The 23,557-nt window shown below is 32.6% G+C and carries 25 protein-coding genes and 2 tRNA genes; 16 read left to right on the top strand and 11 right to left on the bottom strand.

Going from position 1 to position 23,557, the window contains the following annotated elements; translation table 11 throughout:
• Positions 1-84 precede the first annotated feature (84 nt).
• Positions 85-1,323, top strand: coding sequence for a TCR/Tet family MFS transporter (locus tag QLQ96_RS06195; protein ID WP_482495561.1), 1,239 nt, complete (start codon positions 85-87; stop codon positions 1,321-1,323).
• 82 nt (positions 1,324-1,405) lie between these two features.
• Here the strand turns inward: QLQ96_RS06195 and QLQ96_RS06200 are convergent, their stop codons facing one another.
• Positions 1,406-1,843, bottom strand: a complete 438-nt coding sequence (locus tag QLQ96_RS06200) for a retropepsin-like aspartic protease (protein WP_482495562.1) — start codon at positions 1,841-1,843, stop codon at positions 1,406-1,408.
• A gap of 195 nt (positions 1,844-2,038) precedes the next feature.
• Here QLQ96_RS06200 and QLQ96_RS06205 point away from each other — a divergent pair, with 195 nt between their 5' ends.
• The 6 genes from QLQ96_RS06205 (at position 2,039) to QLQ96_RS06230 (ending at position 8,075) form a co-directional block, all read left to right on the top strand.
• The gene (locus QLQ96_RS06205; protein WP_482495564.1) at positions 2,039-2,992 is read left to right on the top strand and encodes a tetratricopeptide repeat protein; all 954 of its coding nucleotides are present in this window, start codon (positions 2,039-2,041) and stop codon (positions 2,990-2,992) included.
• A 130-nt stretch (positions 2,993-3,122) separates the two neighbouring features.
• On the top strand, positions 3,123-3,968 hold the full coding sequence (locus QLQ96_RS06210; protein ID WP_482495566.1) for a hypothetical protein: 846 nt from the start codon (positions 3,123-3,125) through the stop codon (positions 3,966-3,968).
• Between the two features lie 60 nt (positions 3,969-4,028).
• Entirely contained in the window at positions 4,029-4,769 is a 741-nt protein-coding gene (locus tag QLQ96_RS06215; protein WP_482495568.1) for a S41 family peptidase, read from the top strand.
• Positions 4,770-5,077: 308 nt separating this feature from the next.
• Positions 5,078-5,857, top strand: a complete 780-nt coding sequence (locus QLQ96_RS06220; protein ID WP_482495570.1) for a TatD family hydrolase — start codon at positions 5,078-5,080, stop codon at positions 5,855-5,857.
• Positions 5,858-5,920: 63 nt separating this feature from the next.
• On the top strand, positions 5,921-7,057 hold the full coding sequence (locus QLQ96_RS06225; protein ID WP_482495572.1) for a 1-acyl-sn-glycerol-3-phosphate acyltransferase: 1,137 nt from the start codon (positions 5,921-5,923) through the stop codon (positions 7,055-7,057).
• Entirely contained in the window at positions 7,047-8,075 is a 1,029-nt protein-coding gene (locus QLQ96_RS06230; RefSeq protein ID WP_482495574.1) for an asparaginase, read from the top strand. The genes QLQ96_RS06225 and QLQ96_RS06230 overlap by 11 nt, the downstream gene beginning before the upstream one ends.
• 36 nt (positions 8,076-8,111) lie before the next feature.
• Here QLQ96_RS06230 and QLQ96_RS06235 read toward each other — a convergent pair whose 3' ends face one another.
• Complete coding sequence (locus QLQ96_RS06235) at positions 8,112-9,350, bottom strand: MFS transporter (protein ID WP_482495576.1); 1,239 nt, start codon at positions 9,348-9,350, stop codon at positions 8,112-8,114.
• A gap of 90 nt (positions 9,351-9,440) precedes the next feature.
• Here QLQ96_RS06235 and QLQ96_RS06240 point away from each other — a divergent pair, with 90 nt between their 5' ends.
• From QLQ96_RS06240 to QLQ96_RS06260, 5 genes are all read left to right on the top strand, one after another.
• A complete protein-coding gene (locus tag QLQ96_RS06240; protein ID WP_482495577.1) occupies positions 9,441-10,310 on the top strand; it encodes a LysR substrate-binding domain-containing protein in 870 nt (289 codons plus the stop codon).
• A 61-nt stretch (positions 10,311-10,371) separates the two neighbouring features.
• Positions 10,372-10,458: transfer RNA gene (locus QLQ96_RS06245), tRNA-Ser, on the top strand.
• Between the two features lie 119 nt (positions 10,459-10,577).
• On the top strand, positions 10,578-11,582 hold the full coding sequence (locus QLQ96_RS06250; protein WP_482495578.1) for a virulence RhuM family protein: 1,005 nt from the start codon (positions 10,578-10,580) through the stop codon (positions 11,580-11,582).
• A gap of 7 nt (positions 11,583-11,589) precedes the next feature.
• Positions 11,590-11,676: transfer RNA gene (locus QLQ96_RS06255), tRNA-Ser, on the top strand.
• Positions 11,677-11,806: 130 nt separating this feature from the next.
• Positions 11,807-12,310 (top strand): hypothetical protein, encoded by a 504-nt coding sequence (locus QLQ96_RS06260; protein ID WP_482495579.1) that lies wholly within the window; start codon positions 11,807-11,809, stop codon positions 12,308-12,310.
• A 72-nt stretch (positions 12,311-12,382) separates the two neighbouring features.
• On the opposite strand, the gene QLQ96_RS06265 is transcribed toward QLQ96_RS06260, so the two are convergent.
• From QLQ96_RS06265 to QLQ96_RS06295, 7 genes are all read right to left on the bottom strand, one after another.
• Complete coding sequence (locus QLQ96_RS06265) at positions 12,383-12,784, bottom strand: helix-turn-helix domain-containing protein (protein WP_482495580.1); 402 nt, start codon at positions 12,782-12,784, stop codon at positions 12,383-12,385.
• 138 nt (positions 12,785-12,922) lie between these two features.
• The gene (locus QLQ96_RS06270) at positions 12,923-13,429 is read right to left on the bottom strand and encodes a GNAT family N-acetyltransferase (RefSeq protein WP_482495581.1); all 507 of its coding nucleotides are present in this window, start codon (positions 13,427-13,429) and stop codon (positions 12,923-12,925) included.
• A gap of 70 nt (positions 13,430-13,499) precedes the next feature.
• Positions 13,500-14,465 (bottom strand): nitrilase family protein, encoded by a 966-nt coding sequence (locus QLQ96_RS06275; protein WP_482495583.1) that lies wholly within the window; start codon positions 14,463-14,465, stop codon positions 13,500-13,502.
• 67 nt (positions 14,466-14,532) lie between these two features.
• Complete coding sequence (locus tag QLQ96_RS06280) at positions 14,533-15,354, bottom strand: AraC family transcriptional regulator (RefSeq protein ID WP_482495584.1); 822 nt, start codon at positions 15,352-15,354, stop codon at positions 14,533-14,535.
• Between the two features lie 182 nt (positions 15,355-15,536).
• On the bottom strand, positions 15,537-16,295 hold the full coding sequence (locus QLQ96_RS06285; protein ID WP_482495586.1) for an SGNH/GDSL hydrolase family protein: 759 nt from the start codon (positions 16,293-16,295) through the stop codon (positions 15,537-15,539).
• 65 nt (positions 16,296-16,360) lie between these two features.
• A complete protein-coding gene (locus tag QLQ96_RS06290; RefSeq protein WP_482495588.1) occupies positions 16,361-17,143 on the bottom strand; it encodes a DUF3050 domain-containing protein in 783 nt (260 codons plus the stop codon).
• An 88-nt stretch (positions 17,144-17,231) separates the two neighbouring features.
• Positions 17,232-18,410: an acyl-CoA dehydrogenase family protein gene (locus QLQ96_RS06295; RefSeq protein ID WP_482495589.1), complete on the bottom strand. Its 1,179-nt coding sequence runs from the start codon at positions 18,408-18,410 to the stop codon at positions 17,232-17,234.
• Between the two features lie 166 nt (positions 18,411-18,576).
• On the opposite strand from QLQ96_RS06295, the gene QLQ96_RS06300 reads away from it, so the two are divergent.
• Entirely contained in the window at positions 18,577-20,352 is a 1,776-nt protein-coding gene (locus QLQ96_RS06300; RefSeq protein WP_482495591.1) for a helix-turn-helix domain-containing protein, read from the top strand.
• Between the two features lie 20 nt (positions 20,353-20,372).
• On the opposite strand, the gene QLQ96_RS06305 is transcribed toward QLQ96_RS06300, so the two are convergent.
• Both QLQ96_RS06305 and QLQ96_RS06310 read right to left on the bottom strand, forming a co-directional pair.
• Positions 20,373-20,516: an rSAM-modified peptide gene (locus QLQ96_RS06305; protein ID WP_482495593.1), complete on the bottom strand. Its 144-nt coding sequence runs from the start codon at positions 20,514-20,516 to the stop codon at positions 20,373-20,375.
• Between the two features lie 48 nt (positions 20,517-20,564).
• Positions 20,565-20,705 carry an rSAM-modified peptide gene (locus QLQ96_RS06310; protein WP_482495595.1) on the bottom strand — a complete coding sequence of 47 codons (141 nt, stop codon included), beginning with the start codon at positions 20,703-20,705 and terminating at the stop codon, positions 20,565-20,567.
• 585 nt (positions 20,706-21,290) lie between these two features.
• Here QLQ96_RS06310 and QLQ96_RS06315 point away from each other — a divergent pair.
• The 3 genes from QLQ96_RS06315 to QLQ96_RS06325 all read left to right on the top strand — a co-directional run bounded on the left by QLQ96_RS06315 (position 21,291) and on the right by QLQ96_RS06325 (position 23,300).
• A complete protein-coding gene (locus tag QLQ96_RS06315) occupies positions 21,291-22,847 on the top strand; it encodes a vitamin K epoxide reductase family protein (protein ID WP_482495596.1) in 1,557 nt (518 codons plus the stop codon).
• A gap of 67 nt (positions 22,848-22,914) precedes the next feature.
• Positions 22,915-23,097, top strand: coding sequence for a hypothetical protein (locus QLQ96_RS06320; protein ID WP_482495598.1), 183 nt, complete (start codon positions 22,915-22,917; stop codon positions 23,095-23,097).
• A gap of 68 nt (positions 23,098-23,165) precedes the next feature.
• Positions 23,166-23,300, top strand: coding sequence for a hypothetical protein (locus QLQ96_RS06325; RefSeq protein WP_482495599.1), 135 nt, complete (start codon positions 23,166-23,168; stop codon positions 23,298-23,300).
• The last annotated feature ends 257 nt before the right edge of the window (positions 23,301-23,557 follow it).

Below are 23,557 nucleotides of genomic sequence, written 5' to 3' on the forward strand. Positions count from 1 at the left end.
TTAATTGGAATTTGGGATTTTTTTATTGGAATTTAAATATACATGAGCTTTTTCGTTTATTTGTATTGCCTTACAAAAATTATTATGCTACAAAGAGACAAGTCTGCAGCAATTGGTTTTATTTTCATAACCATGTTAATAGACATTACGGGATGGGGAATTATTATTCCTGTAATACCAAAATTAATTGAAGAACTGATTCACGGAGATATCAGCGAAGCCGCAAAAATCGGTGGCTGGTTAACTTTCGCGTATGCGATAACTCAATTCGTTTTTGCTCCTGTAATTGGAAATTTAAGCGATAAATTCGGAAGAAGGCCAATCATTTTAATTTCTCTTTTCGGGTTTTCATTAGACTATCTTTTATTAGCATTTTCGCCAACTATTGTCTGGCTTTTTATAGGAAGAATTATTGCTGGAGTTACAGGTGCAAGTATTACAACTGCTTCAGCCTATATCGCTGATGTTAGCACTCCTGAAAACAGAGCTAAAAACTTCGGGTTAGTAGGTGCCGCTTTCGGATTAGGTTTCATCATAGGGCCAGTTATTGGTGGACTTTTGGGTCAATACGGATCAAGAGTTCCTTTCTATGCCGCTGCAATTTTATGCATGGTAAATTTCCTTTACGGATTTTTCATTTTACCAGAATCGCTTAAAAAAGAAAACCGAAGATCATTCGACTGGAAACGTGCGAACCCAATTGGAGCTATTTTAGGTTTAAGAAAATATCCAACATTAATTGGTTTAATTGCAGCAATATTTCTTTTGTATGTCGGTTCGCATGCGGTACAAAGCAATTGGAGTTTTTTCACAATCTATCAATTTAAATGGGATGAAAGAATGATCGGAATTTCATTAGGAATAATAGGTCTTTTGGTAGGAATTGTACAAGGAGGATTGGTGCGTTTCATTAATCCGAAAATTGGAAATGAGAAAAGTATTTATATTGGTTTAGCCTTATATACAATCGGAATGTTACTGTTTGCTTTTGCAACAGAAAGCTGGATGATGTTTGTCTTTTTAATTCCGTATTGCCTTGGAGGAATTGCTGGACCAGCTTTGCAATCTGTTGTTGCAAGTAAAGTAGAACCAAGCGAACAAGGAGAAATTCAAGGAACTTTGACCAGTTTAATGAGCGCTTCTTCAATCATTGGTCCGCCAATGATGGCGAATACCTTTTACTTTTTTACACATGACGATGCACCATTTAAATTTGCAGGAGCACCTTTTATTCTAGGAGGAGTTTTAATGTTACTGAGTACAGTAGTTGCTTATTTTTCATTGAAAAAACATGCCGTTCCAAAAGGAGAAATTGAGAATTAATAAATATGATAAAAACAAAAAAGTCTTCAGTAAAATGAAGACTTTTTTGCTATTTGTTTGTTAGTTAAAAATATTGAAATTTCTATTTGAGGTACAAATAATGATTAAAATAATCAATAATCGCTTTTCCTTCTAATAAAACGTCAGCGCCAATAATGCCGTGAACAGGTTTCGCTTTGTAAGATTGCAAAGCTTCGTTTACATGCGAAAGGTCAAAAATTACAATGCTAAAACCTTTGCTTTTCCAGCTTCCCAACTGCAGTTTATTTTGAGAAGAAATTTGAGTCTTCATTCCAGTTCCGCCAGCTCCAGAAGCTTTTGTTTTGGAGTTTTTCGCGGCCAGTTCAAAACGTTCAATAGATTCAAAACCCACGCAAGTATTTGATGCGCCTGTATCTAAAATAAAACTCCCAGAAACACCATTAATTTTAGCTTTAATCTGCAAATGCTGTGTTTTAGTTATTTTAAACTTTATTTTTTTGTATTTCTCTATTTTGAGAATTTCGTGAAGATTTTCCATTGCTGTAATGATTGAAAACCAAAAATAAGCCAATTACAGTCAAAAAACTAACTATACAAAAAGATTATATCAAATAGAAAGCAATAAAAAAGACTAAATTCATTCGAGTTGTTTTTTATTATTACTGTGAAAATGATAAGATTGTGATTACTTTTTAAGATTCTTTTTTTTAAATTAGCATTATAATGTTTTTTTATGGATATAAATACAATTCATCCTGATCAAAAATATATAGACGGACTCGCGGCAAACGATTCAGCAATTATCGAAATGATATATACAAAATTTGCCCCAAAAGTCATCCAGTTTATAACCAATAATTCAGGAAATAGAGAGCAGGCCCAGAATGCAATTCAGCACATTTTGACGCTGCTGTTTAATTATTCGAAAACAAATGAGCTTGTTTTGGATTGTTCGTTTGATGCCTGTTTTTTCTCCTTATGCAAATCATATTGGCTTAGAGAATTAGAAAATTCTGCTCATAAAGACGTTACAATTTATGAGAATGTTGTCTCAAGAAATGAATCGGCTTATGCGATAATTGAGAAAATTGAAGATTTTGAACGAAAAGAAAATGAATTAAAAACACAGCAGAATAACGATGCTTTTATCGAAAACCTATCAAAAATAGCAGATAAGTATTTTAAAAAGAAAAAAAACAAAGTGCCATCGCTAAAACCTTGGTATTACATTGCGGCATTGTCCATGCTCATTATGGCAGGATTATTTTTCTTTGACACGAATCATTATCCTAATTTTGAAGATTATAACCATCCAGAAAGCGCTTATTTTACAGAAAGAGGTGTTTCTGAAACAATTTTAAAGCAAGCAGAGAATAATTTCAACGGAAAAAGATATGAAACTGCGATTCCGATTTTTGAAAAGATTTTGAAAGAAAACAATTCAGACGAAATTAAATATTTCTATGCGGTTTCATTATTGCAGGCTAGTAAATATCCAAAAGCCGAAAATATCTTTAAAGAATTAGAAGCAGGAAATTCTGTTTACAAAGAAAAAGCCAAGTGGAATCTAGCTTTGTCTAAGCTAAAACAAGGAAAATATAAAGAATGTAAAGAGATCTTACAGACCATTTCGCAGGACTACGAAGGCTACGATGTTGTGGAGCAACTTTTGGAAGATTTGGAATAAAATTGCAATTATTAAGAAAAATTTTATCCCTTTACGGAAAACCTCAATCGAATTTGGAATTTTAGTTCTAAATTCGATTTTCTTTTTTAAGAACTAGCCCAAAGCAACTTAACCTAACCAATAAACCAAAATGAAAAATATTTTACTGATTTTTCTACTTGTTTTTTGTCAAACCACTTTCGGTTTGAATAAAATTACAGAAACCGAAAAACTAGTAGCAACCTGTAAAGTGTGGGGCTTCTTAAAATATTATCATCCAAAAGTTGCAAGCGGAGAATTGAATTGGGACAATCAGCTTTTGGAAAAATTACCTTTAATAGAAAAAGCACAAACCAAAGAAGAGGTTTCTTTAATCTTAGAAAATTGGATTGATGATCTTGGTCCAGTAAAAGAAATAGCACCAATTGTTGCACCAAAAGACGTTAAGTTTTTTGATAAGAATTTCGATTTAAGCTGGTTTAATAATAAGTTGTTTTCTAAAAAGCTTTCAAAAAAATTAAAATTTATTGAAGAAAATAGATTTCAGAGCGATGAAGAATTCGATTATAAATTTGATGGTTTTAAAAAGTTAAAAAACTATTTTGATCTTGATTATAACAATAAGAATTCTAGGTTGTTAATGATTTTTGCTTACTGGAACTTACTTGAATATTATTTTCCGTATAAGTATGTGATGGATCAAAAATGGGATTTGAGTTTAGAAAAAGCGCTTCCTTTTATTGTACAGGCAAAAAACGATACCGAATTTTATCTTGCAATGAAAAAACTGGCAAGTAATCTCAATGACAGCCATGTTGAGTTTGTAGATTATGGAAGTACAGCTGCCTGGAGGAAATTAAATTATTTTCCTGCAACAGGTAAAATAATCGAAGATAAACTGGTTGTTACAGAAATTTTAGGAGATAGTCTTGCCGAAGCAGATAATATTAAAATAGGAACGGTAATCACGAAGATAAACGATAAAAGTATTAAATAGTTTATCGACGAAAATAGAGATTTAATTTGTGCATCAAATGAAGCTAAATATCTGGATAAAGTGCTGTATCCTATTTTAAGAAGCGAATCTGAAAATGTCAAAGTAGAATTTTTAGAAGATGGAAAGTACGTGACCAAATCAATGTTTTGGTCTAATTACCATGATTCTCATAGAAATGAATTTAAAAAGGGAGCTCAGAAAAAGAAAGATAAATTTAAACTTCTCGACAATAATATTGGCTATGTTAATATGGGAGTTATAAAAGACCAACATATTCCGGATATGATTGAAGCTTTAAAGTCGACAAAAGCGATTGTTTTTGATATGAGAAACTATCCTAATGATACATGGAAAGAGATTTCGGATTTTTTAAATGCTGAGGAAAAGAAGTTTTGCGATTATACTGAACCGTATTTAAAATACCCCGGAAAATATCAATGGGTCGAAGGCCGAAAATGCGGCTTTAATAACAAAAATCATTATAAGGGAAAAGTGATTGTGCTTTTAAATGAAAAAGCATTAAGTCAGTCAGAATGGACAGCAATGTGTTTTCAAACAGCAGGCAATACAACCATTATTGGAAGCCAGACAGCAGGAACAGATGGAAATGCAGTTGACATTGATTTTAAAGGATTTCATACCAGATATACAGGACTAGGAGTTTATTACCCAAATGGAAAAGAAACGCAACGCGTAGGAATTGTACCCGATATTGAGATAAAACCAACAATTTTAGGTATTCAACAAGGCAAAGATGAAGTTTTGGAACGAGCTTTGCTATATATTGAAACAGATAAATAAAACCTCGTTTGTCATACTGAAGAACGAGGGGTCGCACTAGCTGATCGAGAGAAAAAATGGGGGTTTTCTTTTCGAAGCTTCTTGTGAGGCCCTTCGTTCTTCAGAATAACAAAATAATTGGTTGTTATTATTCAAACCTTTGTTAAAGTTTAAACCTTTGACAAAGGTTTTTTCTTTTTTAGCCAGACATAAAAATCCGTTTTTATTCGCGTTTTCACGAAAGTGAATCCGTTTGATGAGTGTACCAATTACACGAAATTGCTATTCTTTTATTATTGTCGTAATTTTGGCGTTTTAAAATTAAAGTCTTGAATTCAACACCCATTATTACCGATACTCACACGCATTTATATTCTGAAGAATTTGATCAGGATCGTGACGCCATGATTCAACGTGCCATCGATGCCGGAGTTACTCGTTTTTTTATTCCCGCAATAGATGCTGCGGCAACGCAATCTATGTACGATTTAGAGAAAAATTATCCTGAAAATATATTTCTAATGATGGGTTTGCATCCCACTTACGTGAAAGATAATTATCTGGAAGAACTGACGCATGTGGAAACAGAATTAGCAAAGCGAAAATTCTACGCAGTTGGCGAAATCGGAATCGATTTATATTGGGATAAAACACATTTAAAAGAACAGCAAATTGCTTTTAAAAGACAAATTCAGTTGGCAAAACAATACAAATTGCCCATTGTAATTCATTGTAGAGAAGCTTTTGATGAAATCTTTGAAGTGTTAGAAGAAGAAAAATCTGAAGATTTGTTTGGGATTTTTCATTGTTTTTCCGGAACTTTAGAACAAGCAGAGCGAGCAATTTCTTATAAAATGAAATTAGGAATTGGAGGCGTAGTTACTTTCAAGAACGGAAAAATTGATCAGTTTTTAAATCAAATCGATTTGAAACATATCGTTTTGGAGACAGATTCGCCGTATTTAGCGCCAATTCCTTATAGAGGAAAAAGAAATGAAAGCAGTTATTTGGTAAATGTTATTACTAAATTAAGCGATGTATATAATGTTTCTGCAGAAGAAATTGCAGCAATTACAACCCAGAATTCGAAAGACGTTTTCGGGATTTAACCATGACCTTACAAAACTTTAATTTTTTTTTTGTTCTTTTGCCCACTTAAACCCAAATAAATAATGCAGAGATTTGATGCCATTCGACCGTTTTATGATTCCGAAATAAATGAAGCACTTCATGGTGTTGTCAATCATCCTATGATGAAAACCATGATGAACTTTACTTTTCCGGACGTTGAAGATGAGGTTTGGAAGGAACAGTTGAAGAAAACACATTCCATTCGTGATTTTCAATGCAATTTTATTTACAACACCATCCAGAAAGTTTTAGAAAAAAGTTCTGAAGGTTTAACGACTTCAGGTTTTGAGAAACTAGAACCGAATACTTCTTACTTGTTTATCTCCAATCATAGAGATATTCTTTTAGACACCACTTTATTAAATGTATGTTTGTTTGAACATGGTTTGGTAATGACCGCTTCGGCAATTGGAGACAATTTGGTGAAGAAAGCTTTCTTGGCAACCTTAGCGAAATTAAATAGAAACTTCTTGGTTTTAAGAGGATTAACGCCTCGTGAAATGTTGCAAAGTTCTAAATTACTTGCCGAATACATGGGACAATTATTGCTTCGCGAAAATCGTTCGGTTTGGATTGCACAAAGAGAAGGAAGAACAAAAGATGGAAACGACGAAACCAATCCAGGAGTTTTAAAAATGATCGGAATGGGTTCTGACGAAAAAAACTTAATGGATTATTTCAAGAAATTGAAAATCGTTCCAGTTTCTATTTCATACGAATATGATCCGACAGATGTTTTGAAAATGCCACAATTAATGGCAGAAGCAAACAACGAAGTTTACGTAAAAGATAAAAACGAAGATTTCATGACTATTTTAAGTGGTATCATGGGAACTAAGAAAAGAATACACATTTCTGTTGGCGATGTTTTAGACACAGAAATCGATCAGATTGTAGCAGAGAATGATAATGTAAACAAGCAAGTTCAGGCTTTGGGGCAAACTATCGATGATGTGATTTTGAAAAACTACCAATTATGGCCGACTAACTTTATTGCTTACGATATTTTAAACGAAACAAATAAGTTCGCTCACAAATATAAAGAGAATGAAAAACAGCTTTTTGAGCGTCGTTTAGAAATGAGAATCGGAAGTGATAATCCTGTGACAAGACAAGGATTTTTAGCAATGTATGCAAATCCTGTTGTCAATAAATTAAAATACCAAGATGTCATCTAAAGCTAAAATATTATTGATTTATACCGGAGGAACCATCGGTATGAGCAAAGACTTTGAAACGGGAGCGCTTAAAGCCTTCAATTTTGGTAAATTAATTCAGAAAATTCCAGAAATTAAGCAATTGGACTGTGAAATTGAATCAATTTCATTTGAACATCCAATTGATTCTTCGAATATGAATCCTCAAATGTGGACTAAAATTGCCACAATTATTGAGGAAAGTTACGCATCTTTTGACGGATTTGTGGTTTTGCACGGATCAGATACGATGTCGTATTCGGCTTCGGCATTGAGTTTTATGCTCGAGAATTTAGCCAAACCAGTGGTGTTTACAGGTTCGCAATTGCCAATTGGAGATTTGCGTACCGATGCTAAAGAAAACTTGATTACAGCCATTCAGATTGCATCACTTTTAGAAAACGGAAAACCAGTTATTACAGAAGTTTGTTTGTATTTTGAATATAAATTATACCGAGGAAACCGAACTTCTAAAGTAAATGCAGAACATTTTAGAGCTTTTACGGCACCAAATTATCCAGAATTAGTAGAGTCTGGCGTTCATTTAAAATTAAACAGACATTTATTTCTTCCTGTAAATAAAAACGCAAAACTGATCGTTCATAAAAACTTAGACAATCACGTTGCGATCATTAAAATGTTCCCTGGAATGAGCGAAATTGTTTTGGCTTCAATCCTTGCAACTTCTGGTTTACGCGGAATTATTCTAGAAACTTACGGTTCAGGAAATGCACCAACCGAAGATTGGTTTTTAAATCTAATTGAAAAAGCCATCAAATCGGGAATGTACATCGTAAACGTAACACAATGTTCAGGCGGAAGCGTGAATATGGGACAATACGAAACGAGTACGGCTCTTAAATCTCTAGGAGTTATTTCTGGAAAAGACATTACTACTGAAGCAGCAATTACAAAATTAATGTATCTGCTTGGACATGATATTGCTCAAAACGAGTTTAAAGATATTTTTGAAACTGCTCTTCGTGGAGAGATTTCGTAAATAGAAATTTGGAATTTAATTTTTGGAACTTTTCTTTCAATTAGAATTTTTATAAGTAACCGGGCAAGTCTCCAAATCCTCAATTGCTTTATGTTTTTTATAATACAGATAAACAACTACAGAAATAATACAGATAACCCCTTGAATAGCAACGGTAGCTCTTACGCCTAAAAAGTGAGAAACATAACCGATTATTAAACTTCCCACAGGAATCATTCCCTGATACGCCATCATGTAATAGCTGATGCTTCTAGAACGCATATTTACAGCACTATGAGTCTGAATGTAAATATTGATAGAAGAAGTTTGTCCCATCATTCCGATTCCGCTTAAAGTCATACAGATCAAAGCAATTGTAATACTGCTTGAAACAGACAAAATAATCACACTGAAACCAAGAAGTAAACTTGCTGAGATCATCAATTTATTCATGTTTTCGGCAGATTTTAGATTGGCTAAATAAATTGCAGATAAAACAGAACCAATTCCGGCCGCACTTTCAAACCAGCTGAAGGTTTCTGCGTTTCCATTGAAAATATCTTTTGCAAAAACAGGCATTAAAGTATTAAAAGAAATTACAAATAAACTGCTGCAAGTTAGCATCATAAGCATTCTGGCCATTTCGATTTCTTTCTTTACATAATCCAAACCTTCTATAAGATCATCCATCATATTCAGTTTGTTTTCTGCTTTAATATGCGGTCTTATTTTCATCATCATTAATGAAATTAGAACGGGAACATAACTCACGAAATTTCCAATAAAACAAATATCCTCTCCATATTGGTGCAAAATAATTCCGGCAAGCGCTGGGCCTGCAATACGCGCAAAGTTGTTCATAGTTGAGTTAAGCGCCACGGCGTTCGGAAGATCTTCTTTATTGTCGACAATATCAATCATCATCGTTTGGCGGCATGTCATATCAAAAGCGTTGATAATTCCTTGAATAAGACTCAATGTAAGTATGAAATTGATATTGTATATTTTGAGATAAATAAGCAAAGCCAAAGTTCCTGCCTGAAGCATGGCAAGAGATTGCAAAAAAAGCATTGTTTTGTGTCTGTCATAACGTCCAATAATACTTCCTGCCAAAGGTGCTAGAAACAAAGACGGAATCATGCTTAAGAAAGTTGCCAAACCTAATAAAAAAACAGATCCTGTGATGCTGTATACCATCCAGCTCACGGCTGTTTTCTGCATCCAAGTTCCTATAACAGAGACGGATTGACCGTAGAAAAATAATTTGAAATTTTTTGATTTTAACGCTTTAAACATGGCTTGAAATATTTAATACAAAGGTCGGGATTATGATTTCATTAGAAAAATTAATAATTTTACTGATAATAAGTAGTAAAACTTATCAATATGGAACTTTATCAACTGCAATATTTTATTAAAACGGCTGAGGTTTTGCATTTTACAAAAGCAGCCGAATTGTGTTTTGTGACACAATCGGGACTTTCGCAGCAAATTAAAAAACTCGAAGAAGAGCTTGGTTTGCCTTTGTTTAAGCGAATCGGAAAAAAAGTGCAATTGACAGAAGCGGGTTCGGTTTTTTTAATTCATGCCAAAAAAGTGGTAGAAAATGTAGAAAACGGAAAACAAGCAATCGAAGATTTAAACGAAATGATTGGCGGCGAATTACGCATTGGCGTGACTTATATTTTTGGTTTATTGATTCTGCCAGTAGTAAATGCATTTGCAAAAAAATACCAAAACCTTAAGATTGTTGTAGAATATGGAACAACAGAAGCTCTTGAACAAAAATTGATCGATAACGAATTGGATTTGGTATTGGTTATTTCGTCGCATGAAATTGAAATGCCGATTCAGAAAGTGCCTTTATTTGCTTCGAATATGGTTATGGTCGTTTCTAAAAATCATGCTTTAGCAAATTTGGATAAAATTGCTTTCAAGAAAATTGAGGAGATTCCGCTGATATTGCCAGGCAAAGGTTCCAATTCGCGCGAATATGTCGAAGAACTATTTAAGAAGTTTAATATGAAACCTAAAATTTCGATAGAACTCCAATCTATTCATGCCTTGCTGCAAATGGTAGAAAATAGTGATTGGGCTACAATTGTTGCCGAGATGGCCCTAAAAGACTGGGGTAACTTAAGAGCTATACAAATTACAGGAGTTTCTACAAAAAGAGATTCGTACATGTTGACGATAGGAGGCTACCAGAAAAAAGCAGTAAAGTTGTTTATGGAAGAATTTAAAAAAAGTATATAAAAGGAACTTGGGTTTTGCTTTTGTAAAGTCAGATTTTTTTGTGTTATTTGCAGACCCAAATAGAAAGGTGTCCGAGTGGTTTAAGGAGCTAGCCTGGAAAGCTAGTATATGGGTAACTGTATCGAGGGTTCGAATCCCTTCCTTTCTGCAAATTTTTATTTAAAATAATACCAAACCTCGAAATTTATATTTCGAGGTTTTTTTATTAACTTTCTCTAGTTGATAAAACTATTTGTTTTAATATACACACTATAAAATCCTTTTTAAATGGAAAAGCAGGAATTTATTTTTTACAAGACTGTTGACGGAAAGTCTAATTTAGCTCTTTTTGCAAAAGATGGCGATGTTTGGATGAACCAAAATCAATTAGCGGAACTTTTTGACACCTCTAAACAAAACATAAGTCTACATGTTATAAATGTGTTGAAGGAAAAGGAGTTAGATAAAGATTCAGTTGTAAAGGATTACTTGACAACTGCCTCTGATGGTAAAAAATATAATGTTGCGTTTTATTCTTTACCTATGATTTTGGCAATTGGTTTTAGAGTGCGAAGTATAAGAGGAACACAGTTTAGGCAATGGGCAAACAAAAATCTGCAAGAATATATGATTAAGGGTTTTGTAATGGATGACGAACGTCTTAAAAACCCAAATGGAAGAACAGATTATTTTGATGAATTACTCGAACGGATCAGAGATATTCGAGCTTCTGAAAAAAGATTTTATCAAAAAGTTCGCGATCTTTTTGCTTTAAGTAGTGATTATGATGTCACAGATAAAGCTACTCAAATGTTTTTTGCAGATACACAAAATAAGCTACTCTATGCTATTACAGGAAAAACAGCTGCAGAAATTGTAGTTTCTCGCGCCAATGCAGAGGCTCCAAATATGGCACTTACAAGTTGGAAAGGCGGTATTGTGCGCAAACAGGATATTTATACAGCAAAAAATTATCTTACTGCTAATGAAATAGATTTACTAAATCGCTTTGTAGTGGTGTTTCTTGAAACGGCCGAATTAAGAGCAAAAAATGCACAGGATATTACCATGAATTTCTGGAAAACAAATGTTGATCGAATTATAGAGTTTAATGACAAAGAAGTTCTAACTCATAAAGGAAAAGTAACGCATTTGCAAATGGAAGAAAAAGTCGATGCTATTTATGAAGAATTTAATAAGCAACGTAAACAGCTTGATGCTCAAAAGGCAGACGAAGAGGATTTAGAAGAGTTGAAACAATTGGAAGATAAACTTAAAAAGAAGTCTAAATAATAATTAAGGAGAGATTTTCGAGTGGTTCAAAAAGCAAGCTTGGAAAACTAGTATAGAGGTAACTGTATCGAGGGTTCGAATCCCTTTTTCTCTGCTGAAAATTTTAAAACCCTGTAATTTCATTTGTTGAAATTACAGGGTTTTTCGTCTTATTATGGTTTACCGTAAATTATAAACGAATTGTCATCATAACTTTGGTTTTATTAATCAAAAAAAAAATAGAAATGAAAAAATCAATCTTACTTTTACTATTACTTTTTATAATTTACGCCTGTGAAAGTTCTAAGAAAAATCAAGTTGAAGATGTATCTAATGAACAGCTTGAAACTCAAAAAAAAGAATTAATTATTGATATTTTAAGTATAGTAGGGAAAGACAAAACAGCAGTTGAAAAAGTTTTAGGCAAACCTGAGAATACGGACACAGTAAAACCATCAAATACACCTTGTGTAAATAAAGGTTGCGATAAATTGATCTATAAATCAGGTAAATATGAAGTTGTGTTTATAAATGATAAAGCCGATTGGATTACAATTTTCAATGTTTCACAATTTGACACAACAATCGAGACCATAGGACTATTAGGTTTAGAAATTGCTGAACCTGACTTTAATAGTCCTCTTAATGTGATTAGATGGAAAGATATTCAGAATATTAAAGAAATTAATTTTTTTGATAATGGTTCAGGAAAGCTGGATTATATTTACATTAAAAGTGAGACCGAATAAAATTAATTTCTATAGCTAAAAAGAGATCTTTTTATCAAAAATCTCTTTTTGTTTATATTAAAAAAAAAAGAATTATTTCCCTTTCAACAACTTCTCCAAATATTCATTTTTATCTTTTTCAGCCTGAACTAAACGTTCATAAAGTTCCACAACTTTGTCAAGCGGATTAAATGTACAATTATAATTGTTGGAGTTGAATATTCCATTTCCACCAGTACTATTGTCATAGAAATTATTAAAATAATTAATCACATTTTCTTCCGTGAAATTTTGAATTGCTTCGACAGTAACACCAAGAGCCTTTGCAACTTCTTTTAGTTTCTCATCATCAATTGTTTCGCTATTTTCCATAATCGAAATTGCCTGCTGATTTGTTCCCAAAGCCTGTGCAAGCGCTTCTTGTTTCATGTCTTTCAGCTCACGAATGCGACTGATTTTGCGCCCTATGTGATATGGTTTTGTTGTTGTGCTCATACACCAAAGGTATTTAAAATTTTTAGAGGAAATCGGTTTTAGTAAAAAACAGACTTATTTTTGTAAAATACAAAAATATAGTTTTATGTAATATTTTTCACAAGAAAAAACACTTTGAAGGTTTTGGTTTGAATCTATTTACAGTTTAATCTCAAATAAACTAAAAGAGCCTTCTTTATAATGTTCTGGTAATTCTGGTGTCCATTCAATTGTGCTTATGCCTTTGTATTCGAAACCGCAGCTAGTGTAATATTTGTTTATTCGTTCGTTTCCGCTGTGTGTATCTAAGCGAATGTATTGTTTGCTATTTTCTTTGGCATAAATTTTTGCCCATTCCACAATTTTTTTGACATACGATTGTCCTCTAAATTTTGGATTAGTAGCAATGCGATGCAAATAAACTGCGGGATCTGCGGCTGCTTCTTTCCAGATAATATCATCATTAAAAGTAAGCACAAAAGTACAAGCAACTTCATCTTCTTCTTTGATTATAAAATGTCGGTTTTCTGCAATTTCTTTTTCAATAAGAGATTTTTCAAAACCTCTCCAGCTTTTATTATTGACCGTTTTTTGATAAGATGTTGCCTGATTATAAATATCGAAAACAGCATCGATATCTTCAGGTGTGGTTAAAAGAAATTCCATTGAATTGTATTCTGTAAATTAATGAATCTTCAAAGATAAATCTTTCAATACCTTTAAGGAATTGAAATGTTTAATTTATGTTTTTTTTATCAGAGCTCAGCCAGACTACATTTTGTTCAGATTTGTGGTTTTGACCAATAATATCTTTGTATAATTCTGGTCTTCTAGCTTTTAGATATCGATTTCCTCCAGCTTGAATGCATTTTTCGGGAGTAAATACAGCGGTTGCAAAAGAATCTTCAAAGGTGTGACATTCTGCCAGAATATCTCCAAAAGGATCAATAATCATTGAGTGTCCATTTTTTAATTGCTCATCATCCATTCCAATCGGATTTGAAAATACGGCATAAATAGCATTGTCATAAGCTCTTGCAGGAAGCCATTTCATTAACCAGTCGCGGCCTTTCATTCCTTCAAATTCCAATCGTAAAGAAGTAGGATCGGTTTCTCGGTTTTCCCAAAGCTGGGGTGAAACAAAACCAGCGCCTGGACGTGTAGAAGGGGTACACATTGTTACGTGTGGCATAAAAATAATGTCAGCGCCTAGAAGTTTTGTCGCTCGCACGTTTTCAGTAATGTTATTGTCGTAGCAGATTAAAATACCGCATTTCCAACCTTCTATTTCAAAAATGCAATATTGGTCTCCAGCGGTTAAATGTGGATTTATAAACGGGTGTAGTTTTCGATATTTAGCCACTAAACCATTTTTATCAACACAGACATAGGCTTTAAATAAATTATTATTTTTATCTTTTTCGAAAAGTCCAGCGAGTATTACGATGTTGTTTTTCTTAGCAATTTCGATCAATTTTTGAATGCTTTCTCCGTTCGGAATTACTTCTGCTAAGTCTAACATTTGTTCTTTTGATAGATTTCTTGCAAAAGTATACCCAGTAATAGAACATTCATGAAACGAAATCACATCACATCCCTCTAACGATGCTTTTTGAGAAAGTTTTTCAATTACCGATAAATTATAAATCGTATCTCCGCTTTTGTTTTCAAACTGGGCTGTGGCTATTTTTAGATTTTTCATATTGTATTATTTAATATGAGTCAAAAATAGTTTTCGCAATATTTCAAAAATTGTACAAAACCGACATTTAGTGTGTAAGAGGTGAAAATCTTTCTATCAGATTGTTGGTTAATTTTCTGGTATTATAAAAATATTCGCCTGGCGTTATTCCAGTATGTTTTCTAAATTCTTTTATGAGATGTGATTGATCTGAAAATCCGGCATCGTAAGCAATTGAAGTTAAATTGGCATCATAAGGTTTGTTTTTTAGCAGTTTCAGAAAATGATGCAATCTAACAATGCTTCCAAATTTCTTTGGATTTAATCCAACACATTCTTTAAATTTTCTCTCCAATTGTCTTTCCGAAAAACCAGTATATTCAACCAATTGTTTTACAGATAAATGTCCCTTATTGGCAATAATGAAATGCAGACAATTGTTTATTATCAATTGATTATAAGTTGGATTTGCGACAATTAGGGAACTGAAAAAATGATTCAAAAATGCTAGACGTTCTTGATTATTTTGTTCTGACAATTTTTCCTGAAGCATTGCGGCTTTTTTTCCAAACAGGTCTTCAATTGGAACAATTGAATTTTGAAATTCACCTGCAGGAATTCCTAATAGCTGATTTATTCCGTTGGGTTGAAAAACAACAATTATAAGCGTTATTTGGTTTTCTGAGTAAAGATCTTTAAAACTGTTAAGCTGTCCGTATAAGAATGAAGCTGGCAAATATTCTTTTACTTTATCTTTAATCTCAGAAATTAATCGGTTTTGTATAGAGAAAACAAGTCCATTATTACCATCAGAGAACAATCGAAGTTTTTGAACAGCATAATCCTTATTTTCTAAAAACAGATAATGTTTAATATAGGGAGCTAATTCTTTTGATGGTAAAACCTGCATGATTAAAATGAATTTGACGAAACCATTTGAGCAAAATTAGCTGTTTTTTCTTGAAAAAACTAAAACTTCTAATCTAGCCCCGATAGGAGCGATATCCTTTTATGGCGGGGTTCGCCATAAAAGATATAGCGGATAGCGGGACTAAACTTGTTTTGAAAACGAATATTCTGCTGCTAAAAAAACTAATCATTCAAAGCGCTTTTTACTTTCGGCATCATCTTATCTACAAACATTTTATAAGCGGCTTCTGAAGGATGCAAACCATCTGATGCGACCAGACTTGGATTGTTAAGTCCTTCGCGCGTGATTTCTGTAATTGATACAAAAGCAATTTGATTGTTGTTGCAATAATTTTCTGCAAAATTATTGTATTGCGTTATTTCTGCCGAAATTTTATTGCTTTGGTTTCCTGCAAGTGCTTGTCCGTATGGCGTATACGCGTAGTCTGGAATAGAAATTACGACAACATTTTTTTTATCGCCTTTGGCAAGCAAAATGGCTTTGTTAACCAATTCTGGAAATTCTTTTTCGTAAACAGAGAAGTTTTTATGCTGGTATTGATTGTTGACACCAATTAAAAGTGTCACCAAATCGTAATTGGGTTCTGGATTTTGAGAATCAATTGCCGAAATTAAATTGGATGTTGTCCAGCCAGTTGTCGCAATAACTTTTATCGAAACCGTGCTGGAATACATGGCGCTTAAACTTGTTTTGAGCTGTTCTGGAAAGCGGCAAGTTGCACAAACGCTTTGACCAATAGTATAACTGTCGCCTAAGGCTAAATAATTTACTTTGCTGGCAACTGGAGGTTCTGGTGTCTTTGGAGGACTTACAACTGGCTGATTTGCGCCAGGAGGGGTAGAGTTGTTTTCTTCGGCGTTGCAGCTTAAAAGAAAAACTGAAAATATAACGGTAACTATTTGTTTAAAATGTGGTTTCATAATTTTTTAAATTAGATTCTATTGGCTTAAACAAATAGTTACGTTAAATATATGGGTTTGGATTTTTAAACCATTTCGGTTTTCATCACAATTTCTTCTTCGATGGCGTTCCAAAGTGCGATGCGCCTTTCTAGGGCAAGAATTGACACTTCTTCAACTTCTTTCCATTTTTGGGCATCATCTTCACATAATTCTATGATCATTTGCATTGCCATTGGTCCGTGTTCGTCGGCATCTAATTCGATATGTCTTTCAAAATAGTATAGCAATTTTGCTAAATCTGTATCTGGAAGATTTTTTTGGAAATTCTTCAAAATCTGAGTAAACATGCTCGGAATCAAATCTTCTCTTCCAAAAGTAAATGCTGCTGCAATTTCGTGTGGTTTTCCTTCTTCGATTACTCTAAAGGTAAAGTCCAAGAACGATTTTACATTTGGATGCAATGAACTTTGTTTAATGGCAACAAATATATTTTGAAGCGAATGTACTTCTGATAAAAAGCTTAAAACTCCAGTTGTATTGGCTCCACAATCTTCCATTGCTTCTAAATACATTTCGTAATGGCTTTGTCTTCTTCCGTCAATTGTTAAATCTGTTTCTTCTGCAAGAACAATTTCATTGATTAAATAACGGGTTTCAGGATTTTTAGTAGCAAACCAAGGTGTTGTTGTGCAAGTAAGTTTGGCTTGTAAAGCTTTTAAAAGTGACATAAAATCCCAAACAGCAAAAACATGAGTTTCTAGAAAGCTGTGCAAGTCATCTATGTTTTGAATCTTATTGTATAAAGAGTGATTTAATAGTTGATCTTTTTGTGTTTGTATGCTTTTGTTTATCGTTTCGATATTCATTTTAAAAAATTTTGATGCAAAGATAAAAAGCTTCTCTGTTAGAAGAAGCTTTTTAGATTGTTTTTGTATATATTTTAATAAATATCAATTATTTAAACGCAGGAATTCCGGTAACATCCATTCCAGTTATCAATAAATGGATATCGTGAGTTCCTTCATAAGTGATAACACTTTCTAGGTTCATCATGTGGCGCATAATCGAGTATTCGCCAGTGATTCCCATGCCTCCAAGCATTTGTCTAGCCTCGCGTGCAATGGTAATTGCCATGTTTACGTTATTACGTTTTGCCATAGAAATTTGTGCGGTTGTAGCTTTGCCTTCGTTTCTTAAAACACCTAAACGCCAAGTTAATAATTGTGCTTTTGTGATTTCGGTAATCATTTCTGCAAGTTTTTTCTGCTGTAATTGAGTTCCTCCAATTGGTTTTCCAAACTGAATTCTCTCTTTTGCATATCTTAAAGCGGTATCGTAACAGTCCATTGCCGCTCCGATTGCTCCCCACGCAATTCCATAACGAGCTGAATCTAAACAGCCAAGAGGAGCTCCTAAACCAGATTTGTTTGGTAAAAGGTTTTCTTTTGGCACTTTAACATTATCAAAAATTAATTCTCCTGTTGCAGATGCACGAAGCGACCATTTATTGTGAGTTTCTGGAGTTGTAAAACCTTCCATACCGCGTTCTACGATTAAACCATGAATTCGGCCTTCTTCATTTTTGGCCCAAACAACAGCAATATCAGCAAAAGGAGCATTTGAAATCCACATTTTTGCACCATTTAAAAGATAATGATCTCCCATATCTTTAAAATTAGTGATCATACTTCCTGGATCTGAACCGTGATCTGGTTCTGTCAAACCGAAACAGCCAATGAATTCTCCTGTCGCAAGTTTTGGCAGGTATTTCATTCGTTGTTCTTCGTTTCCGTACTTCCAGATTGGGTACATTACCAATGAAGATTGTACAGATGAGGTAGATCTTACACCAGAATCGCCTCTTTCAATTTCTTGCATAATCAAGCCGTACGAGATTTGATCTAGTCCTGCACCACCATATTCTACTGGAATATAAGGGCCGAAACCGCCAATTTCGCCAAGACCTTTTATAATTTGTTTAGGAAATTCTGCTTTTTGAGCATATTCTTCTATAATAGGAGAGACTTCTCTTTTAACCCAAGCACGTGCTGATTCGCGAACTAATTTATGCTCGTCTGTTAACAAATCGTCTAAGTTATAGTAATCTGGAGATTGAAATAGATCTGGTTTCATGTTATGTAATTTTAGCAAAGCAAATTTAAGCAATAAAAATATAACAAATCACCACTAAATTGTTATATTTTTATTTAGCAAAAATAAAATTAATAGGAATTTGGCAAATTAATTGTAGTTTATTGATAATTTATAGACTATTTTTGAATTCCAAAAACAAACTTTAATGAGGCTGATCATCTCTTTTTTCTTTTTACTACTTACGCTTGCCAATGGAATCGCACAGACCAATGGAGAGCTTACAGAAGAAAAGTACTTAGAATTACAGAATAAAATCCGTTTTAGTATTAATGGAAATTATGATGAAGGTTTGACTTATGTTAACCAACTACTTAAATCCAAAAATGAGGCCCATAAGGCTTTTGCTTATGGAGCAGCTTCTTACTTGTATCAATTAAAAGGAAATGCAGATAAGTCTGAAAAAATGTATGCAGAAGTTGTAAAGCATTTGAATAAGATGCCGGAATCAAATGATAAAACAAAACTGCACGCCTATTTATGCAATTATAGAGGACTTACGTACTGGAAGAGATCTAATTACGGGAAAGCTCTTAGCAGTTATCAAGAAGGAGTTAAACTTTCTTCGAAGATAAATGATGTTGTTCAAATTGTAAAATTCAAGGCAAATATCGCTTTATTAAACGAAAGTGTTGGAAATTATCAGTTATCAATAAAAATCTTAAGGCAGAATGAAATATTTCTAGATAAGAATGAGAGTTTATACGAAAAAGAGCAATTTCAGAATGCTAAAAGTAATACCTATACCAATCTTGGAAATTCTTATGAAGGATATTACAATAAAAATCGTGAAAAGACCTATTTGTTAGATTCTGCAGAATATTATTATAAGAAAAGTATAGCATATTCCGATAAATTTATCGACAATAAAACTACTGCTAAGCTTAGTCTAGGGAATATTTATCTATTTAAAAAGGATTATGCCAACGCTGAAAAAATTTATTACGACATCTCCTTTTATGCAAAACAGACTGATAATGAATCTGTATATCTAGTTGCTAGTTATAATTTAGGAGATCTTTATTACTCCATCAAAAAATATGATAGAGCCCTTATATTTTTAAAGAAGGTAGATTCTATTAGTCTAAAAAATAAAACGGTCGATAATAGTTTCTTTAAGTCTAACTATATACAGGCAAAAATTTACAGTATAAAGAATGAGCCTGAACTGGCTTATAAACACTCTAAGCTATACTTGGATTCGTATGAGAAATATGAAGGAAATCTGAGAGAAGAAACTTTAGAGGTTAACTATAAACTAGGCACAGCAGATCTTAGTGCAGAGATGCTTGGCGTTCAGGAGCGTTATAAATATGAGGTTTTTTGGAATAAAGCATTGAAAATATTTTATGTGATTCTGGTTGTCGGAATTGTATTTTTCCTAATCAAAAATATTAGGGATAAAAATAAAGCCCAAAAGAAAATGAATGCTTTAATTGAAGAGTTTAAAGCTAATCTGGAAAGAAAAGAACTTGAAAAAACAGAAATAGAAAAAGTTCCTGCTGAAGAAATAGCTGTTGAAGTTCTAGAAAATGATGATGTTACTCTGAAAAAGGAAAATGCAAACTTAAGTATTGATGAAGCTAAGGAAAATAAAATTGTAGAAAAATTACTTGCTTTAGAAGAAAAACTAGAATACTTAAATGCTGATTTTACACTTTCGTATGCGGCAAAGAAAATCAAAACCAATACAACTTATTTGTCTTATGTTGTGAATAAAAGATTTGGAAAATCTTTTAGCGAATATTCTAATGAGTTGAAAATTAATTACGTGATTAATCAAATGATTACCAACCATTTATATCGTAAATATTCTACGCAGGCAATTGCAGAAAGCGTTGGATTCAAAAATGCAGTTTCTTTTGCAAAATCATTTCGCAAAAGAACTGGAGTATCTCCAGCTCAGTTTGCGAGTAATATTTAGTAAGTATAATTTTTATCTATCTATGGGTTTCCATTACCGCCCAATTTTTTTGGATCGTTTGGATCAATAGGCCCTTCTTCATCTCCTCCTTTAATTGTTTTTTGTGCTTTTCTAGAGATTGTATCTAGTTGAAAATCTTCGAATGTTAATTTGCTATTTTTCATGACTTTAATTTTTCGGATTAGTTTTTAAATATTTTTATAAGCTGTTTGTTATGGATTGCCATTACCATTAGTTTTACCAGGATCAACATCATTTGGGTCTTTGTACTCGCCGCCTCTGATTGTTTGTTGTTCTTTTTTAGAAACTGTATCTAACTTAAAATCGCTGAATGTTAATTTTGAATTTTTCATGATATTGTATTTAAATTAAAAAAATTAGTACTATAAATCTTTCATAAAAATTTTAGGCAATTTTGTCAAATGCGACAAAAAAGTGGCTTTTAAAATGGTTTATGTAAAAAAAATTAGGCTTATTGGTTTAGAAAGCAGTAAGGGGTAAAAGGAACTTTTGAAAGTTTATTCTTAAATTTTAAAATTATACTGCTAAGCTTTTTTTGGGAGTTTATGTGCTGTTTTTAAGGGGCGTTTTTTGACTGTTTTAAGTCATTTTTTGGAGCCTCTTTTTATGATTTTTTTCTTGTAAAATCATTCGTTATTATTGACCTATTTTTCATGTTTCTTAATGTTTAGATTATTACTTATCCAAAACTAGATAAAAAGCAAAACCGTTAATCGAAAATAGACTTTCTAAGCTTTTTAATCTCTAATTTAAAGCTTAAGTAATTGATATGTAAAGTGTTGAGGTGTGTACTATGCTTGGTATAATTTATAAATTGTATGTGGTATAATTAATAAAATGTATGTGCATGTGTGATTATTATCAATAAAAACCCCAATCTTTGCAATGTAATTATGATTTAAAAACGATCAAAAACGATGTTAAAACTGGTCCAAAAATTTCTGCAAATCAATCGCTACTCAGACATCAAAAATGAGTTCAAGGATCTGTTTTTGTCTCATCCGAATTATCCGAGTTTGTTTGCCATTACAGATTCGTTTGATTTGCTTTCTGTAGAGAATGCAGCAGTAAGAGTTTCGAAAGAGCAGATTGAAGATTTGCCTTCTAACTTTTTGGCGTATTTTAAAGACGAATTAATATTAGTCGAAAAGATTAAAAGCGGTGTTAGAATCACCACCACAAAAAAAGGGACTCAAAAATTATCTTATGATAAATTCCTTTTAGACTGGAATGGTGTTATTGTTGCCATTGAGCCAAACAATGTAGTAGCAAGAGATAATCTAAAAGTGGAATATAATTGGTTGAAATATTTTATGCCACTTGTACTTGTAGCAGGATTATCTTTTTTCTATAATCGTTTTGATCTATTTAGCGCTTCGTTTTTGGTAACATCGGTTCTTGGTTTAGTTGTAAGTATATTTATTGTGCAGGAGAAATGGGGAGTTAAAAACACCGTAATTTCAAAATTTTGTAATTTAAGTTCTAATTCTTCTTGTCACTCTGTAATAAGCTTTAATGACGATATAGCAAATAGATGGTTGAGTTTTTCAGATTTGCCTTTGCTTTTCTTTGGTTCAAGTATCGTTGCAATATTAGTTCAGCCTTTAAGTTCAGCTATTTTTGTTGGATTTTTAAGTCTGTTGGCTATTCCGATAATAGTATGTTCGATTTGGATTCAAAAATTTGAGATTCAAAAATGGTGCATTATGTGCCTCGCAATATCATTTTTAATATTGATTCAGAGTATTGTTTGGTTTTCATCAGATCTTTTTACGTTGAGTTTTAGTTTTAATGAAATTTTTCCTTACGTATTTTCTTTATTGCTTCTAATCCCAATTTGGGCAGCAGTTAAAGTGATGATTAGAAAAATGCTTGATAATGAAAGTTCTTTAAAAGAGCTGAAAAAATTTAAAAGAAATTATTCTCTATTGAACTTCTTATCTAAAAAAGTAAAATATACAAAAGGATTTGAAGATTTAAGAGGTTTGACATTTGGAAATAAAAATGCAGGAGTTAGACTTTCTGTAATTCTTAGCCCAAGCTGCGGACATTGTTATAAAACTTTTCAAGAAGCTTTTGATCTAGTATTGAAGTTTCCAGACAAAATATTTTTGAATGTTCTTTTTAATATTAATCCAGAAAACAACGACAATCCTTATAAAGCTGTTGTTGAAAGACTTCTAACTATAAACAGAACAACGCCTGGAAAAACAGTTGAAGCAATTTCAGATTGGTATATCAAAAGAATGACACACAAAAAATGGCTTAAAAAATGGAATGTTGATTCTGTAAGCATGATGATAAATCAGGAAATTCAGAAACAATACGATTGGTGCTCTATGAACAATTTTAATTATACACCAATTAAAATTGTAAACGAAAGGCTGTTTCCAAATGAATATGAATTGAATGAGTTGAAATATTTCTTGAATGACTTTGTAGAGGAAATTCAAATTTTGGAAAAGACAGCATAAAGAAGATTAAAACAGAAGTTTCGACTGTTAAAAATTGAAATGGTTAACCCAAATAATACCTGCAGACATGTTAAAGAACATTTTGAAATTGAAAGGTGCAGTAGAATTGACTGCGAGCGAGCTCAAAACAATAAATGGAGATAATGCTCCAATTTGTGAAGATGGATTTAAAGCTAAAAGATGTACAGAATTTGGAACTGTGTCAGCATACTGGAACTGCATACCGAATAATTACTTTGGAAGCTGTTAAAAGGATTTTTTAAGCATCAGGTTATTTAATATTTGAGGCTTAAACCAAAAAAACTTAAATAACTAGTTATGTTAGAAAAAATTTTAAAAAGCAAAGAAACAAGAAAGCTGACAAAAAAAGAGCAAAAAAACATTTTGGATAGTGAGTATTTACAAGAGCTCAATTGTAATGATGCTGGTGTCAAGAAATATTATGCTTTCTAATCTTAATCATAGTGACAGAAAAACGCTGTTGCTAAATAAAAAATGGTATTAAACTATGTTGAAGAAAATTTTAAGCCTTGAAGGTGCTCAGCATATTAATAAAAATGAGCAGAAAACCATGAAAGGAGGAATTCCAAAATGCTGGGTTTATGCCCTAGAAGCAGGATGCATTTTAATACCATTAGGCGAAACTTGTCCGCTAAATACATCATCAGGTATTTGTGATACAAGTCGTCTTTGTTGTTGATTTTAAACTT

This window comes from Flavobacterium sp. B167r, from assembly GCF_056824315.1.

What these genes read in the sequence shown, in the direction of transcription:
- QLQ96_RS06195 (WP_482495561.1), top strand. Translation starts at nt 85, where the DNA reads ATGCTACAAAGAGACAAGTCTGCAGCAATTGGTTTTATTTTCATAACC.
- QLQ96_RS06200 (WP_482495562.1), bottom strand. Translation starts at nt 1,843, where the DNA reads ATGGAAAATCTTCACGAAATTCTCAAAATAGAGAAATACAAAAAAATA.
- QLQ96_RS06205 (WP_482495564.1), top strand. Translation starts at nt 2,039, where the DNA reads ATGGATATAAATACAATTCATCCTGATCAAAAATATATAGACGGACTC.
- QLQ96_RS06210 (WP_482495566.1), top strand. Translation starts at nt 3,123, where the DNA reads ATGAAAAATATTTTACTGATTTTTCTACTTGTTTTTTGTCAAACCACT.
- QLQ96_RS06225 (WP_482495572.1), top strand. Translation starts at nt 5,921, where the DNA reads ATGCAGAGATTTGATGCCATTCGACCGTTTTATGATTCCGAAATAAAT.
- QLQ96_RS06230 (WP_482495574.1), top strand. Translation starts at nt 7,047, where the DNA reads ATGTCATCTAAAGCTAAAATATTATTGATTTATACCGGAGGAACCATC.
- QLQ96_RS06235 (WP_482495576.1), bottom strand. Translation starts at nt 9,350, where the DNA reads ATGTTTAAAGCGTTAAAATCAAAAAATTTCAAATTATTTTTCTACGGT.
- QLQ96_RS06240 (WP_482495577.1), top strand. Translation starts at nt 9,441, where the DNA reads ATGGAACTTTATCAACTGCAATATTTTATTAAAACGGCTGAGGTTTTG.
- QLQ96_RS06250 (WP_482495578.1), top strand. Translation starts at nt 10,578, where the DNA reads ATGGAAAAGCAGGAATTTATTTTTTACAAGACTGTTGACGGAAAGTCT.
- QLQ96_RS06260 (WP_482495579.1), top strand. Translation starts at nt 11,807, where the DNA reads ATGAAAAAATCAATCTTACTTTTACTATTACTTTTTATAATTTACGCC.
- QLQ96_RS06265 (WP_482495580.1), bottom strand. Translation starts at nt 12,784, where the DNA reads ATGAGCACAACAACAAAACCATATCACATAGGGCGCAAAATCAGTCGC.
- QLQ96_RS06270 (WP_482495581.1), bottom strand. Translation starts at nt 13,429, where the DNA reads ATGGAATTTCTTTTAACCACACCTGAAGATATCGATGCTGTTTTCGAT.
- QLQ96_RS06275 (WP_482495583.1), bottom strand. Translation starts at nt 14,465, where the DNA reads ATGAAAAATCTAAAAATAGCCACAGCCCAGTTTGAAAACAAAAGCGGA.
- QLQ96_RS06280 (WP_482495584.1), bottom strand. Translation starts at nt 15,354, where the DNA reads ATGCAGGTTTTACCATCAAAAGAATTAGCTCCCTATATTAAACATTAT.
- QLQ96_RS06285 (WP_482495586.1), bottom strand. Translation starts at nt 16,295, where the DNA reads ATGAAACCACATTTTAAACAAATAGTTACCGTTATATTTTCAGTTTTT.
- QLQ96_RS06290 (WP_482495588.1), bottom strand. Translation starts at nt 17,143, where the DNA reads ATGAATATCGAAACGATAAACAAAAGCATACAAACACAAAAAGATCAA.
- QLQ96_RS06295 (WP_482495589.1), bottom strand. Translation starts at nt 18,410, where the DNA reads ATGAAACCAGATCTATTTCAATCTCCAGATTACTATAACTTAGACGAT.
- QLQ96_RS06300 (WP_482495591.1), top strand. Translation starts at nt 18,577, where the DNA reads ATGAGGCTGATCATCTCTTTTTTCTTTTTACTACTTACGCTTGCCAAT.
- QLQ96_RS06305 (WP_482495593.1), bottom strand. Translation starts at nt 20,516, where the DNA reads ATGAAAAATAGCAAATTAACATTCGAAGATTTTCAACTAGATACAATC.
- QLQ96_RS06310 (WP_482495595.1), bottom strand. Translation starts at nt 20,705, where the DNA reads ATGAAAAATTCAAAATTAACATTCAGCGATTTTAAGTTAGATACAGTT.
- QLQ96_RS06315 (WP_482495596.1), top strand. Translation starts at nt 21,291, where the DNA reads ATGTTAAAACTGGTCCAAAAATTTCTGCAAATCAATCGCTACTCAGAC.
- QLQ96_RS06320 (WP_482495598.1), top strand. Translation starts at nt 22,915, where the DNA reads ATGTTAAAGAACATTTTGAAATTGAAAGGTGCAGTAGAATTGACTGCG.
- QLQ96_RS06325 (WP_482495599.1), top strand. Translation starts at nt 23,166, where the DNA reads ATGTTAGAAAAAATTTTAAAAAGCAAAGAAACAAGAAAGCTGACAAAA.